We start from the raw sequence: 14,880 nt of genomic DNA on the forward strand, positions 1-14,880 counted from the left end.
CGGCTGGCAGGTTTTTAGTGTTTGCTCATCAATCCATGCAGAACGCCGAACCGCAGACCCGGTTCAGACGCAATCATGTGCGTGATCCCGAACACCTTGAATGCCGCCAGCATCACCACCAGACCGCCGGGCAGAATGCTCAGGCGGTGGATGGGCAAACCGGCCAACTTGAGGTGTTTCACATGTTTGACTTCCAGCAGGCGCAACGACAGGCGCAACAGGCCACCGTAGGTGATGCCGCCTTGGCCGTCATCATTGAGGCCATTGGCCTTGAGCACCTTGGCCAGCATCCGCGCCGTCCCTGAAGAACCGATCGCCTGCTGCCAACCCATGGCGCGATAGCGGCGGGCAATGCGTTCGAATTGCACGGTGGCTGCGCGTTCGGCCTCCAGCAGCGCTTCGGCCACGATCCGCCCGCCGTGGAAGTAATGCGCACCGAAGGTGCCGCTGCCGATGGCAATGCTCTCGGTGACCAGCAACTGGTCGCCACGGCCGATGATCATTTCCGTGGAGCCACCGCCGATATCCACCACCAGCCGCGTGGTTTGCGCCGGCAAGGTGTGGGCGACGCCGGCGTAGACCAGTTGCGCCTCTTCGTGACCGGAAATGACGTCGATGCGAAAGCCCAGGTGCCGCTCGGCACTGGCCAGGAACAGCGGCGCATTGTCCGCTTCGCGTACCGCGCTGGTGGCCACCGCCCGCACGCGCCCGGCCTCGAAGCCGCGCAGTTTCTTGCCGAATCGCGCCAGCGCCTGCCAGCCACGGTCCAGCGCCAATTCATCGAGCGCCCCGCCCTGCAGGCCCTCGACCAGACGCACCGGTTCACGCAGGGTTTTCACTTCCTGGATGACCATCTGCTGGTTCCGTCTCACCGACTGGCCAATCATCAGGCGAAACGCATTGGAACCCAGGTCGATGGCGGCAAACAGCGGGGCGTCTTTCATATGGGGTTCCTTGCACATTCATCTGCCGGCGGACTGACGGCCGCCAGTCACTCAAGACGGATTGCGAGGATCTTGCCATTGCTTCGATGACACCCGGATGACAGGCCTGGAGATCTGACCCACACCACAACACTGGCAGGATTTTCGGCATCCTGATGGATGGCCATGAAGCTGTCATCGAATCGTCATGAACCGAGCGCCATACTCAGTCCATCCAATGCGTGCTTTAACTTTCCGCTGCCAGTCCCGGCAGCTTTTTTTTGCCTGAAATTGCCCTTACAAACACTCCTGCGCCGCACGCTCGAACGTCGACGGCACGAAGGTCGACGCCAGCAGCTTGCGCTCGTACAGGAACACCTTGCCGCCGTTCGAGGCTTTATAGGTTTCAAGCACGTTGTCCGCCGACACTTTGCTTGATACGACGATCCGGTAGCTGCGCTGGGTCTGCGACACCGTTGGGTTGAGCGCATCGTGCTGCAACTTCGGCACCACGCAATGGGTGTACTCCTCCGGTGACTTGCTGGTCTGCAAGGTCATGGTCGGATCGTTCGGCGTGGCACAACCGGCCAGCAGCAGCGAAGCGAAGGCCAGGGTCGGGGCAAAAACAGTGCGCATGAATCAGGTCCTGAATAGAAATCCACGGTGGATCGGGTTGCCCGCCGCTCAATGGACGTCGGGCTTGTTAGTTTGTTGTTGCGGTCAATCCGGCGGTTACCAGCGCCTTCAACGACGCATCGAACTGTTTCAGCGCGGTCAGTTGCAGGTCGCGTTGCTGTTCGATTTGCGCGGCGATCTCGGGCGCGGTCTTGTCATGCACCCATACCGACGGCAGTTGTTTTTCCACCGCGCCTTCGGCCTTGCCGATGTACTGCAGGTTGGCGTCGTAGAACCGCGCGGCGAAACGCGCCTCGACCCGGTCGTTACGCTGAGTCAGCAACTGATTGTGGGTATCGAGCATCACCACCACATCGGGATGGACCTGCACCAGGGCATCGAGATTTTCGTAGACCGTCACCGACAGAAAAGTGTGGTGCAACGAACCCATCAGCCAGTCGATGGCCAGGTCCGGATCGGAACTGTTGACGAACGCCTGGCGAATCCGCGTATCCAGTGCGTTTTTCGCACCGTTGACGGCCACCGAGTGGTATTGCTCAAGGTATTGCAGGTTTTCCACAGTGTTGTCGCTGTAGAGCACCCCGACCGTCTGACCGTATTGCAGCCCGCTGTGACCGCCGGTGATCGGCGGCAGATGGCAGGCGCGTGCATCTTCGGCAAAGGCCGATGCGGTGGACGCAACACTGCCCAGCAACAGGGCAATCACAGCCAGTCGGGTCAAGATTTTCATCGCGCAGGTTCCTTGAGCAGCGTGTTCAATGCAGGCAATTTTCCGCCTTTGCGCACAAAACAGAACTTGCGATTCTTGATGGTGACTATTGATTGAACCAATAGTGTGGCGGCGGGGTTCCCGCGGGCGAAAAAAAGCCCGGCTCGACCGGGCTTTTCACGTCAAGGCGACAGGTATTGCGTTTATTGAACGTTCTTCAGCTTAACCACATCACCGGAAATCTTGGTGGTGTAACCCGTCAGGACCCACGCCCAGAACCAGCGCTCCTGCACCTGTGTGTTGATCATGGCATCGCCGCCTTTGGCCTTGATTGCCTCGTCCTGTGCGCGCACAAAACGACTGTTCTGACGGATCGGGATGATGCCAAACAACAACAGGCCGGTGGCGCTCGCTTCACTGTGGCCCAGCACGGTGTACTGACTGCTGTCGTAATGCTGGGTATTCATCGGGGCACTGTTGCAACCGGCCAGTACCAGACCGAACAGGGTAACGGCAGCCACTTTACTGAGGTATTTCACTGAACAACTCCAGAGGGGGAACGCCCGAGATCAATTCTCGGGCGGTGCGCATCCTAGCGAAAATGATGCCTCATTGATATCACCCTTGAAGCTGACCACAGCAATAGTGTTCAGTTGGCGCAAATTTACCGGTCTATGGCGCATACATTGCTGTGGCGACAGCTGCAATCAGCGGATAGTCAGACGCTTTATCAAGGAGAGAAACAATGGTCACTTGCTACCTGAAATACGTGCTCGACCCCTACCAGCTCGACGCTTTCGAGCACTACGGCAAGATGTGGATTCCCCTGGTGGAAAAGTTCGGCGGCCAGCACCACGGCTACTTTTTGCCATCGGAGGGTGCCAACAATATCGCCCTGGCGCTGTTCACCTTCCCCAGCCTGGCGGCGTACGAACATTACCGGCAGCAGTCGATGAACGATCCAGAGTGCATCGCAGCCTTCAAGTACGCCGAGGAGAAGAAATTCATCCTCAGCTACGAGCGTTCATTCATGCGGCCGGTGTTTGGCTGACTGGATCGCTGAGTCAGTCTTTTTTCAGATCCAGGCAATAGGTGTAGTAACCGGGGTCGCGCACCCAGCCCAGGGATTCATACAGGCGCTGGGCGGTGAAGTTGTCGGTGGCGGTTTCCAGGGTCATGCCTTTGCCACCGGCCAGCTTCGCAAAATCCCGGGCGGTGTTCATCAGCAAGGTGCCGACGCCTTTGCCCCGGGCGGCGGGCGTGGTGAACAGGTCACCGAGCAGCCAGGTGCGATGGGCGTCGATCGAGGAAAAGGTCGGGAACAGCTGGACGAAGCCGAGGTTTTCACCATCGCTGTCCTGGGCAAGAAAAATCACCGATTCATCCCGGGCGAGCCGCTCGGCGATGAAAGTGCGCGATTGCGAAAGGTTCGACGGCTGCTGGTAGAACATCCGGTAGGCGTCAAACAAAGGGGCGATCTGGTCGATGTGCGATGCGTCGGCGCGCAGGGCCTGAATAGCCATGAGGGTGCTCCATTGCGGTCTCAAGGAATTACAGACTAGCAATGGCGAGGCAACAGCGACGTAAAATTTTCTGAAAGCACCGCCGTCCACTGTGGGAGCGAGCTTGCTCGCGATGGCGGTGGATCAGTCGACATTGACGCTGCCTGACACTCCGCCATCGCGAGCAAGCTCGCTCCCACATTAGATTTCCACATTGGTTTGCAGGTTGCGGTCAGACCCGCACATTACGCCCCGGCAGCGAAGTACGCTGGCTGCTTTCCCAGCCCTCGACCAGCCCCACCGGCACATCCGCCGACGGCAGCATCTGCACGCCACGCACCAGGTCGGATGCCCGTTCGGCGAGCATGATGGTCGGCGCATTGAGGTTGCCGTTCGGCTCGGTCGGGAACACCGACGAATCGATCACCCGCAGACCGGCGATACCACGCACGCGCAATTCGGAATCGACCACCGCCATGTCGTCCTCGCCCATGCGGCACGAACCGCACGGATGGTAGGTGCTTTCCAGGTTGTCACGCACGAAGGCGTCGAGGTCTTCGTCGCTGGTCACCTGGGCGCCCGGGGCGATCTCGCCGTCGCGGAAGCGGTCCATGGCTTTCTGGCCGATGATCTCGCGGGTCAGGCGAATGCAGCGGCGGAAACCTTCGCGGTCCTCTTCCCGCTCCAGATAGTTGAAGCGGATTTCCGGATGCTCGTACGGATCGGCCGAGCGCACGCGCACATAACCACGGCTTTTCGGTTTGTTCGGCCCGGTCAGCACCATGAAGCCATGGCCCTTGATCGGTTTGTTGCCGTCGTAGCGCATCGCCGCCGGCAAAAAGTGGAACTGGATGTCCGGCCAGCGCAGGCCCTTCTCGGAGCGAATGAAACCACCGGCCTCGAAATGGTTGGTGGCGCCCAGGCCGTCCTTGAACAGCAGCCAGCGCAGACCGATCATCAGCTTGCTCAGCGGGTCCATCTTGCTGTTGAGGGTCACCGGCTCCTTGCAACCGAACTGGATGTACACCTCGGCGTGATCCTGCAGGTTCTCCCCTACCCCCGGCAGGTCATGGCGTACGCCGATCCCGGCCTTGCGCAGGACGTCCGCCGGGCCGATGCCCGAGCGTTGCAGCAGGTGCGGCGAACCGATCGGCCCGGACGAGATCAGCACTTCGCGGTTGCAATACACCTGGTGGGTCTGGCCGCCGTGGTCATACATGACCCCCACCGCACGCTTGCCTTCGAGGATGACCTGGCGCGTCATCGCATGGGTGATCACCGTCAGGTTCGGACGGCCCATGGCCGGGCGCAGATAGGCGTTGGCCGTGGAGCAGCGCACGCCGTTCTTCACCGTCATGTGCATGGCGCCGAAACCTTCCTGCATGTAGCCGTTGCAGTCTTCGGTCTTGATGTAGCCAGCTTCGGCACCGGCTTCGACCCAGGCACCGTACAGCGGGTTTTTCATATGGTTGCCGTTGGTGGTGTGCAGCGGCCCGGTTTGCCCGCGATAGCTATCACCACCCGACTCGTAGCTCTCGGCGCGCTTGAAGTACGGCAGGCAGTTGCGATAGCCCCAGCCTTCGGCACCCAGGGATTCCCACTCGTCAAAGTCCAGTGCATGGCCACGGATGTACACAAGACCATTGATCGACGAAGAGCCGCCCAGCACCTTGCCTCGCGGGCAGTGAATGCGCCGGCCGTTGAGGTGGGTCTCCGGCTCGGTTTCGTAGCGCCAGTTGTACTTCTTGGTGTTCATCGGGATCGAGAATGCGCTCGGCATCTGGATCACTACGCTCTTGTCACTGCCGCCGAATTCCAGGACCAGCACCGAGGTGGCCGGGTCTTCGCTCAGGCGGTTGGCCAACACACAACCTGCCGAGCCTGCGCCAATGATGATGTAGTCGTATTTTTGCGTAGCCATTTTTTGCGTGGTCATGACTATCTCCCAACCGTTGATTCAGTGAATACCGGCAGTGGCTGCTGTTTGTGGGTCAGCGTGTCGCCGGTGGTGTATTGCGGGGAGTTTTTCTCAATCTGCTGGATCACCGCTTCTTCGCGCTTGAGGTCGATCGAGCGGCTCAGCCAGTAGTACGCCAGGCCCGATACGATCAGCCCGACCAGCCAGGCGATGTCGATGCTGCCCAGCGCCTTGGCGAGCGGACCGACATACACCTCGCGCTGTTCAACGCCGTCGAAGATGTAGAAGAACGGGATCATCGAGATAAAACCGATGGCATAGGCGGCGATACCGCGCAGCCCCCAGCTGCCGTAAATGTTGCCGTGGGGCATGAAGAAGTGCGGGATGGCGTAGCGGCCCTTGCGCACGAAGAAGTAGTCGGTGAGGTTGACCGAGGTCCAGGGCACCAGGAAGTACAGCATCACCACCAGGTAGATCCCCAGTACCGACAGGCCTTTGCCGGAACTCTGGATGCTCAGGGCCACGCCCAGTTGCAGCAGGATCACGAAGCCGATGGCCAGGATGCGTGCCTTGCGGGTTGGCTCGATGTGCTTGATCGAGTCGACGCAGGTCAGCGTGGTCAGCTTGGCGCTGTAGATGTTCATCGCGATCACCGGCAGGAACGCCAGGATGGTGACGACCACCACCGCCGTGCCCACCAGCGGCGACACGGTGTTGCCGACTTGCCCGAGGGCCACCAGCACGTCAGTGGAGTGCAGGTGATCGGCCAGCCAGCCACCCACGGAAATCATCCACGCACCGGACAGCGACGCCCCAAGGAACACCACGGCGATCAGCTTGCCGCTGGAAGTATTCTTCGGCAGGTAGCGCGAGTAGTCCGACACATAAGGCGCATAGGCGATGTTGTAGCTGGCGGCCGCCGCAAACTGCGCGATGAAACCGGTCCAGTTGAAACCCAGCGGCTCCCGGGCCACTTCGCCCGCCGCCAGCGCCGGCATTACCGCGTCCGGCACCCAACCCATCAACACCGCCACGGTGACAAGGCCATACAGCGGCAGCGACAGGAACAACGCCCATTTGAAGCTGCGGTGCATCCAGTCATGGCCGAGAATCGCCAGCACCGCCGCCGGTATGGTCACCGCCACCGCGATCACTGCGGGGTTGAAGCCGAACAGCGTGTGCAGCCCCTGCATCATCAGCACCAGGTTGACGATGTTGAAGCCGGCGAACACGAACAGCGTCGCCAGCAGCACCAGGATCACCCCGCGATAACCGAACTGCGCACGGGACTGGATCATCTGCGGCAGGCCAAGGTGCGGCCCCTGGGAGCCGTGAAACGCCATGAACAGCGTGCCGAACATGATGCCCAGCGTGCCGGCGAGCGTGGTCCAGAGCGCGGTCAGGCCGACGCTCGGGCCAACGAAGCCGATGGTCATGGTGAAGAAGGTGAAATTGCCGAGAAACCAGAACGGGCCCTGGCTCGACAGTTTGTCGGTGCGCTCGTTCTCGGGGATGAAGTCGATCGAATGCCCCTCGACGACGGATTTTTCGTCGAGGGCGGACACGCTCGTGGCGGACTTGGCGTTAGTGTTCATGACGGACTCTTATTGTTGGAAGATCATGACGAGATAACCGCGTTCTTTCGGGTGAACGACTCCCCTGTGGCCCTGAAAATGGGACTGCTGCGCAGTCCAGCGGGAGCAAGCTCCCTCGCCACAGGTTCAGTGTTGCCCGTGCCTACCTGGCGTTCTTGCTGGAACCGAAAACCTGTGGGAGCGAGCTTGCTCGCGATAGCGGAGGGTCAGGCAACACAGATGTCGAATGTGCAACCGTCATCGCGAGCAAGCTCGCTCCCACAGGAATTGAGTCAGCCCTGACTCAAGGCAGCGTGATCCACACCGCCTTGGTTTCGAGCAGGTAGTCGAGCTGCTCGGCGCCCAGGTCCTTGCCGAATCCGGACTGCTTGTAGCCACCGAACGGCATCGATGGATCGAGGGTGCCGTGGGCGTTGACGTAGACCGAACCGGCCTTGAGGCGCGGGATCAGGCTGTGCACTTTCCCGAGGTCGTTGGAATACAGTGCGGCAGCCAGGCCGTATGGCGAGTCGTTGGCCAGGGCCAGCGCTTCTTCCTCGTCGTCGAACGGTGCGGTGACCAGCACCGGGCCGAAGATCTCTTCCTGGACAATGCGCATGTCGTTGCGGCAATTAGCGAAAATGGTCGGCTCGACGAAGAAGCCAGGGCCATCGACCGGTTGACCGCCGTAGACCAGTTCGGCGCCTTCGGCCTTGCCGGTTTCGATGTACTCGGTCACGCGCTGCTTTTGCAGGGCCGAAACCAGCGGGCCGATGAAGCAGTCCGGGTCCAGGCCCGAGGCCATTTTCAGGGTGCGCGTGTAGGCGATCAGCTCACGCAGGAATTCGTCGTAGACACTGCTATGAATATAGGCCCGTGTACCGGCGTCGCATACCTGCCCGGAGTTGAAAAACACGCCGTTGGCGACTGCTTGGGCGGCGGCCGGGATGTCGGCGTCGGCACAGACGATGACCGGTGATTTACCACCGAGTTCGAGGGTCAGACGCTTCATGTCATCCAGCGCTGCGCGGCCGACAGTCTGGCCGACCGGGGTCGATCCGGTGAAGGTCAGTTTGTCGATGCCGGGGTGGGTGGCCATGGCCGCTCCGACCACGCTGCCGCGCCCGGTGACGATGTTGATCACGCCGTCAGGGATGCCCGCTTCCTGCACCAGTTCAGCGAAACGCAGGGCCGACAACGAAGTCAGTTCGGCGGGCTTGACCACCACGGTGCAACCGGTCGCCAGCGCCGCGCCGAGCTTCCAGGCCATGGTTTGCAGCGGGAAATTCCACGGCACGATGGCGCCGACCACACCTACCGCTTCCTTGCGGGTATAGGCCAGGTAGTTGCCCGGCAGCGAAGGTTCGACAGTACGGCCGTGCAGCTTGGTGGCCCAGCCGGCGAAGTAACGCAGGGTATCCACGGTGCCCTGGATGTCCACGTCCTTGGCGAAGGCAACCGATTTGCCCATGTCGATGGATTCGATTTGCGCCAGCTCGGCAGCGTTCTGCTCGATCAGGTCGGCCAGGCGCTGCATCATGCGCTCGCGTTCCGCGGGTTTGGCCTGGCGCCAGGCGCCGCCGTCGAACTGGGCGCGGGCGGCTTGCACGGCGCGGTCCAGATCATCGGTGGTGCCCATGGGAATGCGGGTGATGAGGCCTTCGGTCGAGGGCTCGATCACATCGGAGGTTTCGCCGTTGCTGGCCTCGACCCAGGCGCCGCCGATGAACATTTTCTGGACCTTGCTAAGGAAGGTCTGGGTGGCTTCGCTGACGCCGAATTTTTGCAGGTAACTTTTGACGATCGTGTCCATTTTTGTTCTCTCTGCCCGGCAGTCAGGGCCTGCCGGGTCACTGGTTTCGATGATCAGGCTGATGCGGTTTCGCTTTCGGCGGCCGCCCGCACCTTGCCTCGCTCGTGGAAGATGAAACCGATGCTGTTGAGCAGCAGTTGCGCGGCGAGGATCGAGGTCATGCCGGTCGGGTCGTAGACCGGAGCCACTTCCACCAGGTCCATGCCGACGATGTTGCCCTTACTGCGCTTGGCCAGGGCCTGGATGATTTCCAGCACTTCGTAGTAGAGAAAGCCGCCGTGGCTCGGGGTGCCGGTGCCGGGGGCGATGGACGGGTCGAAACCGTCAATGTCGATGGTGATGTAGTAGTTGATGTTCTGCGGGATCAGCGCCAGCACGCCTTCGACACCGAGACGACGCACATCGCGCACCGAGAGGATTTTCGAGCCGGCTTCGTGGGCCGCTTCGTAGTCATCACGGTTGGACGACGACACGTTGCGAATGCCCATTTGGGTCATGCCGACAATGTGGTTCATTTCCGAGGCACGGCGTAGCGGGTTGCCGTGGCCGTAGCGCACGCCGTGGCGCTCGTCGACGAAGTCCAGGTGCGCATCGAAGTGAATGATGTGGATCGGGCCACGGCCCTCGAAGGCCTTGATCACTGGTGCGTGCACCGAATGGTCGCCGCCGAGAACAACCGGCATGACACCAGCGTCGAGGATCTTGCGCACGGCGTACTCGGTGTTCTTGTTGCTGGTAGCCATGTCGGTGTGGACGATGTCGGCATCACCGACGTCAACCATGCGCACGTCCGATGCGGTGAGGTACATCACGTCATCTTCATGATCGTAGGCGCCGGCGTGGCCGAAGGAAAACAGCGTCGATGCTTCACGAATCCCGCGTGGTCCGAAGCGTGCGCCGGAGCGCCACTGGGTGCCCATGTCGTTGGGCACGCCGAGCACCGCGACGTCGGCATCCAGTGCATCCCAATCGGTGCACACCGGGGATTTGCCAAAGGTGCAATGACCCACGAATGGCAGGTTCAGGCGACCGGATTCATAACCGTTGTTCGACATTTCTAGCCTCTCCACTTCTTGTTATCGGCTTGACGGACTGCAAGGCGACCGCCGTTGGAAAGACTATGGGCGCAGGTTTTCGTGGAAAAAATGCTAAACATCAGATACTCATATCGGCATTCCCGATGCATCCACATGCCGGAGGTCCAAGATGATCCAGCTGCACGACGTCGACCTGAAACTGCTCAGGGTGTTTGCCACGATTGTGCGCTGCGGTGGCTTCTCGGCCGCGCAGGCGGCGTTGAATGCCGGGCAGTCGACCATCAGCGAACAGATGACCCACCTGGAAACCCGTCTTGGGGTGAAACTCTGCCAGCGTGGGCGCAGCGGGTTTCGCCTGACCGAACAAGGGGTGGCGATTCATGAAGCCACCCAGCGCCTGCTGTCGGCGGTGGAAAACTTCTGCATGGACGCCGACGTGCTCAAGCAACACATCAGCGGCAAGCTCAACCTGGGGATCATCGACACCACGATTACCGACCCCGACTCGCCGATTCCGCGCACCACACAGCGCTTCGTCTCCCGCGGGCATGACGTGCACCTGAACGTGTACGTCGGCACCCCGGCGGAACTCGAAGAACGGGTGCTCGACGGTCGCCTGCACCTGGCCATCGGGCACTTCCCGATCCATGTGCCGGGCCTGCTGCAATCACCGCTGTACCAGGAAGCGCTGGGTTTGTATTGCGGCCGGCGACACCCGTTGTTCGGCAGCCAGGCCGAGGGCGCCGAGCTGCTCGAAGAGGTCGGCGCGGGGCGCATCGTCGTGCGCGGCTACATGCAGCAATACGACCTCGAACACCTGGGCGTCAGCAAGGCGGCCGCCACCGTGGACAACATCGAGGCGTCGGCCATCCTGATCATCTCCGGCGCTTATGTGGGTTTCCTGCCGGAGCACTTCGCCAGCCAGTGGGTGAAAAGCGGCGAGATGCACCAACTGGCACCCGCAAGCCTGCGCCTGAAATCGCCGTTCGACGTGATCACCCGTCGCGGCACGGCACCGCCACCGATCCTCCAGGCGTTCCTCGAGGACCTGGCCGCCAGCACCCGTAAAACCGGCAAGCCGTGAGGTGACACTCGCCAAATTCAAATTTTGCCGGGCATACTGATTCGGTTCGCCAACCTTGCAGGCCCGTCATGCGCATCCACGTCACCTTCATCGACCGCGTCGGAATCACCCAGGAAGTGCTGGCCCTGCTCGGTGGACGCAGTTTCAATCTGGACGCTGTGGAGATGGTGCCGCCGAACGTCTACATCGATGCGCCAACCCTCGGCGCCGAGGTGCTGGAGGAGTTGCGCGAGGCGCTTTTCGGTGTGCGCGGCGTGCAAGCGGTGACCATGGTCGACATCCTTCCGGGGCAACGCCGGCGCCTGCAACTGGACGCGTTGCTGGCAGCCAGTTCAGACCCGGTGCTGGCGGTGGATGACCGAGGTCATGTGCTGCTGGCCAACCCGGCGTTGATCGCCCTGTGCGGGCGCGAACCGGCCGGTGAATCGCTGACCGCGCTGTTCGACGATGCCGATTTGCAACGCACCTTGATCGCTCACCATTTCCGCCTGCCCATGCACGAGGTCAGCCTCGGTGGCCAGACCTTGCTCCTGGACGCGATGCCGATCACCGACGCCGGCGCCCTGCTCACCCTGTATCAACCCAATCGCATCGGCGAACGCCTGTCGGCGCTGCACCATGACCATGCCGAAGGCTTCGATGCACTGCTGGGCGAATCACCGCCGATTCGCGCGCTCAAGGCTCGTGCGCAAAGAGTGGCGGCCCTCGATGCGCCGCTGTTGATCCAGGGTGAAACCGGCACCGGCAAGGAGCTGGTGGCCCGCGCCTGCCACGCCATCAGCCCACGGCACGATGCGCCGTTTCTGGCCCTGAACTGCGCGGCACTGCCGGAGAGCCTGGCCGAGAGCGAGCTGTTCGGCTACGCCCCCGGCGCCTTCACCGGTGCGCAAAGGGGCGGCAAGCTCGGCCTGCTGGAACTGGCCGACCAGGGCACGGTGTTCCTCGATGAAGTCGGGGAAATGTCGCCCTACCTGCAAGCCAAGTTACTGCGTTTTTTGAGCGATGGCTGCTTCCGTCGGGTCGGTGGCGACAAAGAGGTCCGGGTCAATGTGCGGGTGCTCAGCGCGACCCACCGCGACCTGGAAAAAATGGTCGCCGAAGGGCGTTTTCGCGAAGACCTGTTCTACCGTCTCAATGTGCTCAACCTGCAAGTACCGCCGCTGCGCGAGCGCGGTCACGACATCCTGTTGATGGCCAATCACTTCATGCAACAGGCCTGTGCGCAGATCCAGCGACCGGCGTGTCGTTTGGCACCGAGCACCTTCAGCGCCCTGCTCGGCAACCGCTGGCCGGGCAATGTGCGGCAATTGCAGAACGTGATCTTCCGTGCAGCGGCGATTTGCGAAAATCCGCTGGTAGACATCGACGATCTGGACATCGCCCGCACGGCGGTAGAGCGGCAAAATGACGGCGAAGTCGGTAGCCTGGAAGAGGCTGTGGGTGACTTTGAAAAGAATCTGCTGGAACAGCTTTATCGCAGCTACCCGTCCAGCCGGTTGCTCGCTGCACGATTGCAGACGTCCCATAGCGCCATTGCCATTCGCCTGCGCAAGTACGGCATTCCCGCCAAGCCCTGAGTGATCTGTCGGAACACATTGTCACAGACAACACATTCCCCTGTGGGAGCGAGCTTGCTCGCGATGAGGCCGTGTCAGTCGATATCAATTTTGCCTGTCACACCGCAATCGCGAGCAAGCTCGCTCCCACAGGGGATCAGTGGTGTTGCTGAATTCTTCGTCTGTAAATCGATACAGCGTAGCGAAATCAAGACAATCCCTTCCACGCCTGCAATCACGGCGCTTGCCCCCAAGGCCATACCTGCTTGTATTGAATTCAATACGAGCGAGATGTCACAAACTCCGCACAAACTACTCAACCTATTGATTTAAAACAAATAAAAAACATTGGCACCACCCTTGCTCTCACTCCTCCAACCCCGCTCGTCGCCCCGCCACGAGCCTTAAAACAATAAGGAGTTGAGATGAGCGAATTGCGTTTTACCGTCGATCACGAATGGCTGCGCCTTGAGAGCAATGGCCTGGTCACCGTCGGCATCACGGCGTTTGCCCAGCAGGCGCTGGGGGATGTGGTATTCGTTCAGGTGCCTGAGCTGGGCGCCTTCGATGCAGGCGCTGAAGTGTCGGTGCTGGAATCGGTGAAAGCCGCCAGCAGTATCGGCATGCCGCTGGACGGTGAAGTGGTCGAGATCAACGCGACACTGGAGAACACCCCGGAACTGGTCAACGAAGACCCATTGGGCGAAGGCTGGTTCTTTCGCTTCAAACCGGTCGATGTCCAGGCGTTGAGCGATCTACTGGATCAAGACGCCTATGAACGCCTGACCGCAGAACACGCCGACGCTTGAAGCCCCCTACGCATTTCCCGAATCCGAAAAAGGACCACACCATGTTCAGCAAGCACGACCAGATCAAAGGCTACGACGACGAACTGCTGGCGGCGATGAACGCCGAGGATGCGCGGCAGGAACACCACATCGAACTGATCGCCTCGGAGAACTACACCAGCCAGCGGGTGATGCAAGCCCAGGGCAGCGGCCTGACCAACAAGTACGCCGAAGGCTATCCGGGCAAGCGCTATTACGGCGGTTGCGAGCACGTCGATGTGGTAGAGCAATTGGCCATCGACCGCGCCAGGCAGCTGTTCGGCGCCGATTATGCCAACGTCCAGCCGCACTCCGGCAGCCAGGCCAACGCGGCGGTTTATCTGGCCCTGCTGCAAGCCGGCGACACCGTGCTCGGCATGAGCCTGGCCCACGGCGGTCACCTGACCCACGGCGCCAAGGTGAGCTTTTCCGGCAAGCTGTACAACGCCGTGCAATACGGCATCGACACCACCACGGGCCTGATCGATTACGACGAAGTCGAACGTCTGGCTGTCGAACACAAGCCGAAGATGATCATCGCCGGGTTCTCGGCCTATTCGAAGACCCTGGACTTCCCGCGCTTCCGCCAGATCGCGGACAAGGTCGGCGCGTACTTTTTCGTCGACATGGCCCACGTCGCCGGCCTGGTGGCGACCGGTCTGTACCCCAATCCCCTGCCCTACGCCGACGTGGTCACCACCACCACCCACAAGACCCTGCGCGGCCCCCGTGGCGGTCTGATTCTGGCCAAAGCCAATCCGGAACTGGAAAAGAAGCTCAACGCCGCGGTGTTCCCAGGTGGTCAGGGTGGCCCGCTGATGCACGTGATCGCCGCCAAGGCCGTGTGCTTCAAGGAAGCGCTGGAGCCGGCATTCAAGACCTATCAGTCGCAGGTGATCCGCAACGCCCAGGCCATGGCGCAGGTGTTTATCGAGCGTGGTTATGACGTGGTGTCCGGCGGCACCGACAACCATCTGTTCCTGGTCAGCCTGATCCGCCAGGGCCTGACCGGCAAGGACGCCGACGCCGCCCTCGGTCGCGCCGGCATCACCGTGAACAAGAACGCCGTGCCCAACGATCCACAATCGCCGTTCGTGACCTCCGGCCTGCGCATCGGTACCCCGGCGATCACCAGCCGTGGCTTCAAGGAAGCGCAGAGCATTGCCCTGGCCGGCTGGATCTGCGACATCCTCGATCACCTGGGCGATGCCGATATCGAGGCCAATGTCGCACGGCAGGCTGCCGCCCTGTGTGCCGACTTCCCGGTCTATCGCGACTGATCACACCACACAAAAACCCTG

14 protein-coding genes are annotated in these 14,880 nt (G+C 61.2%); 5 read left to right on the forward strand and 9 right to left on the reverse strand.

Annotation, left to right across the window (positions count from 1 at the left end):
* Nucleotides 1–14: 14 nt before the first annotated feature.
* From AC1RS8_RS16770 to AC1RS8_RS16785, 4 genes are all read right to left on the reverse strand, one after another.
* On the reverse strand, nucleotides 15–944 hold the full coding sequence (locus AC1RS8_RS16770) for a Ppx/GppA phosphatase family protein (RefSeq protein ID WP_489338813.1): 930 nt from the start codon (nucleotides 942–944) through the stop codon (nucleotides 15–17).
* 276 nt (nucleotides 945–1,220) lie between these two features.
* Nucleotides 1,221–1,559 (reverse strand): hypothetical protein, encoded by a 339-nt coding sequence (locus tag AC1RS8_RS16775; protein WP_057714212.1) that lies wholly within the window; start codon nucleotides 1,557–1,559, stop codon nucleotides 1,221–1,223.
* 67 nt (nucleotides 1,560–1,626) lie between these two features.
* Complete coding sequence (locus AC1RS8_RS16780; protein ID WP_489338814.1) at nucleotides 1,627–2,289, reverse strand: ATPase; 663 nt, start codon at nucleotides 2,287–2,289, stop codon at nucleotides 1,627–1,629.
* Nucleotides 2,290–2,471: 182 nt separating this feature from the next.
* On the reverse strand, nucleotides 2,472–2,807 hold the full coding sequence (locus AC1RS8_RS16785; RefSeq protein WP_090456550.1) for a hypothetical protein: 336 nt from the start codon (nucleotides 2,805–2,807) through the stop codon (nucleotides 2,472–2,474).
* Between the two features lie 206 nt (nucleotides 2,808–3,013).
* On the opposite strand from AC1RS8_RS16785, the gene AC1RS8_RS16790 reads away from it, so the two are divergent.
* Nucleotides 3,014–3,319: an NIPSNAP family protein gene (locus tag AC1RS8_RS16790; protein ID WP_489338815.1), complete on the forward strand. Its 306-nt coding sequence runs from the start codon at nucleotides 3,014–3,016 to the stop codon at nucleotides 3,317–3,319.
* A 13-nt stretch (nucleotides 3,320–3,332) separates the two neighbouring features.
* Here the strand turns inward: AC1RS8_RS16790 and AC1RS8_RS16795 are convergent, their stop codons facing one another.
* The 5 genes from AC1RS8_RS16795 to speB all read right to left on the reverse strand — a co-directional run bounded on the left by AC1RS8_RS16795 (nucleotide 3,333) and on the right by speB (nucleotide 10,130).
* Complete coding sequence (locus AC1RS8_RS16795) at nucleotides 3,333–3,791, reverse strand: GNAT family N-acetyltransferase (RefSeq protein WP_489338816.1); 459 nt, start codon at nucleotides 3,789–3,791, stop codon at nucleotides 3,333–3,335.
* A 211-nt stretch (nucleotides 3,792–4,002) separates the two neighbouring features.
* Nucleotides 4,003–5,691, reverse strand: a complete 1,689-nt coding sequence (gene betA / locus AC1RS8_RS16800) for a choline dehydrogenase (protein WP_090457955.1) — start codon at nucleotides 5,689–5,691, stop codon at nucleotides 4,003–4,005.
* A 17-nt stretch (nucleotides 5,692–5,708) separates the two neighbouring features.
* Nucleotides 5,709–7,283: a purine-cytosine permease family protein gene (locus AC1RS8_RS16805; protein WP_489338817.1), complete on the reverse strand. Its 1,575-nt coding sequence runs from the start codon at nucleotides 7,281–7,283 to the stop codon at nucleotides 5,709–5,711.
* A gap of 283 nt (nucleotides 7,284–7,566) precedes the next feature.
* On the reverse strand, nucleotides 7,567–9,075 hold the full coding sequence (locus AC1RS8_RS16810) for an aldehyde dehydrogenase family protein (protein ID WP_489338818.1): 1,509 nt from the start codon (nucleotides 9,073–9,075) through the stop codon (nucleotides 7,567–7,569).
* Between the two features lie 53 nt (nucleotides 9,076–9,128).
* Entirely contained in the window at nucleotides 9,129–10,130 is a 1,002-nt protein-coding gene (gene speB, locus AC1RS8_RS16815) for an agmatinase (RefSeq protein WP_057714206.1), read from the reverse strand.
* Between the two features lie 151 nt (nucleotides 10,131–10,281).
* Here speB and AC1RS8_RS16820 point away from each other — a divergent pair, with 151 nt between their 5' ends.
* The 4 genes from AC1RS8_RS16820 (at nucleotide 10,282) to glyA (ending at nucleotide 14,859) form a co-directional block, all read left to right on the forward strand.
* Complete coding sequence (locus tag AC1RS8_RS16820; protein WP_489338819.1) at nucleotides 10,282–11,196, forward strand: LysR family transcriptional regulator; 915 nt, start codon at nucleotides 10,282–10,284, stop codon at nucleotides 11,194–11,196.
* Nucleotides 11,197–11,264: 68 nt separating this feature from the next.
* The gene (gene gcsR, locus AC1RS8_RS16825) at nucleotides 11,265–12,773 is read left to right on the forward strand and encodes a transcriptional regulator GcsR (RefSeq protein WP_223532167.1); all 1,509 of its coding nucleotides are present in this window, start codon (nucleotides 11,265–11,267) and stop codon (nucleotides 12,771–12,773) included.
* A gap of 404 nt (nucleotides 12,774–13,177) precedes the next feature.
* A complete protein-coding gene (gene gcvH, locus AC1RS8_RS16830; protein ID WP_057714203.1) occupies nucleotides 13,178–13,561 on the forward strand; it encodes a glycine cleavage system protein GcvH in 384 nt (127 codons plus the stop codon).
* A gap of 41 nt (nucleotides 13,562–13,602) precedes the next feature.
* Complete coding sequence (glyA, locus tag AC1RS8_RS16835) at nucleotides 13,603–14,859, forward strand: serine hydroxymethyltransferase (protein WP_057714202.1); 1,257 nt, start codon at nucleotides 13,603–13,605, stop codon at nucleotides 14,857–14,859.
* The last annotated feature ends 21 nt before the right edge of the window (nucleotides 14,860–14,880 follow it).

The sequence above is a fragment of the Pseudomonas sp. GW821-FHT12A04 genome (assembly GCF_058807755.1).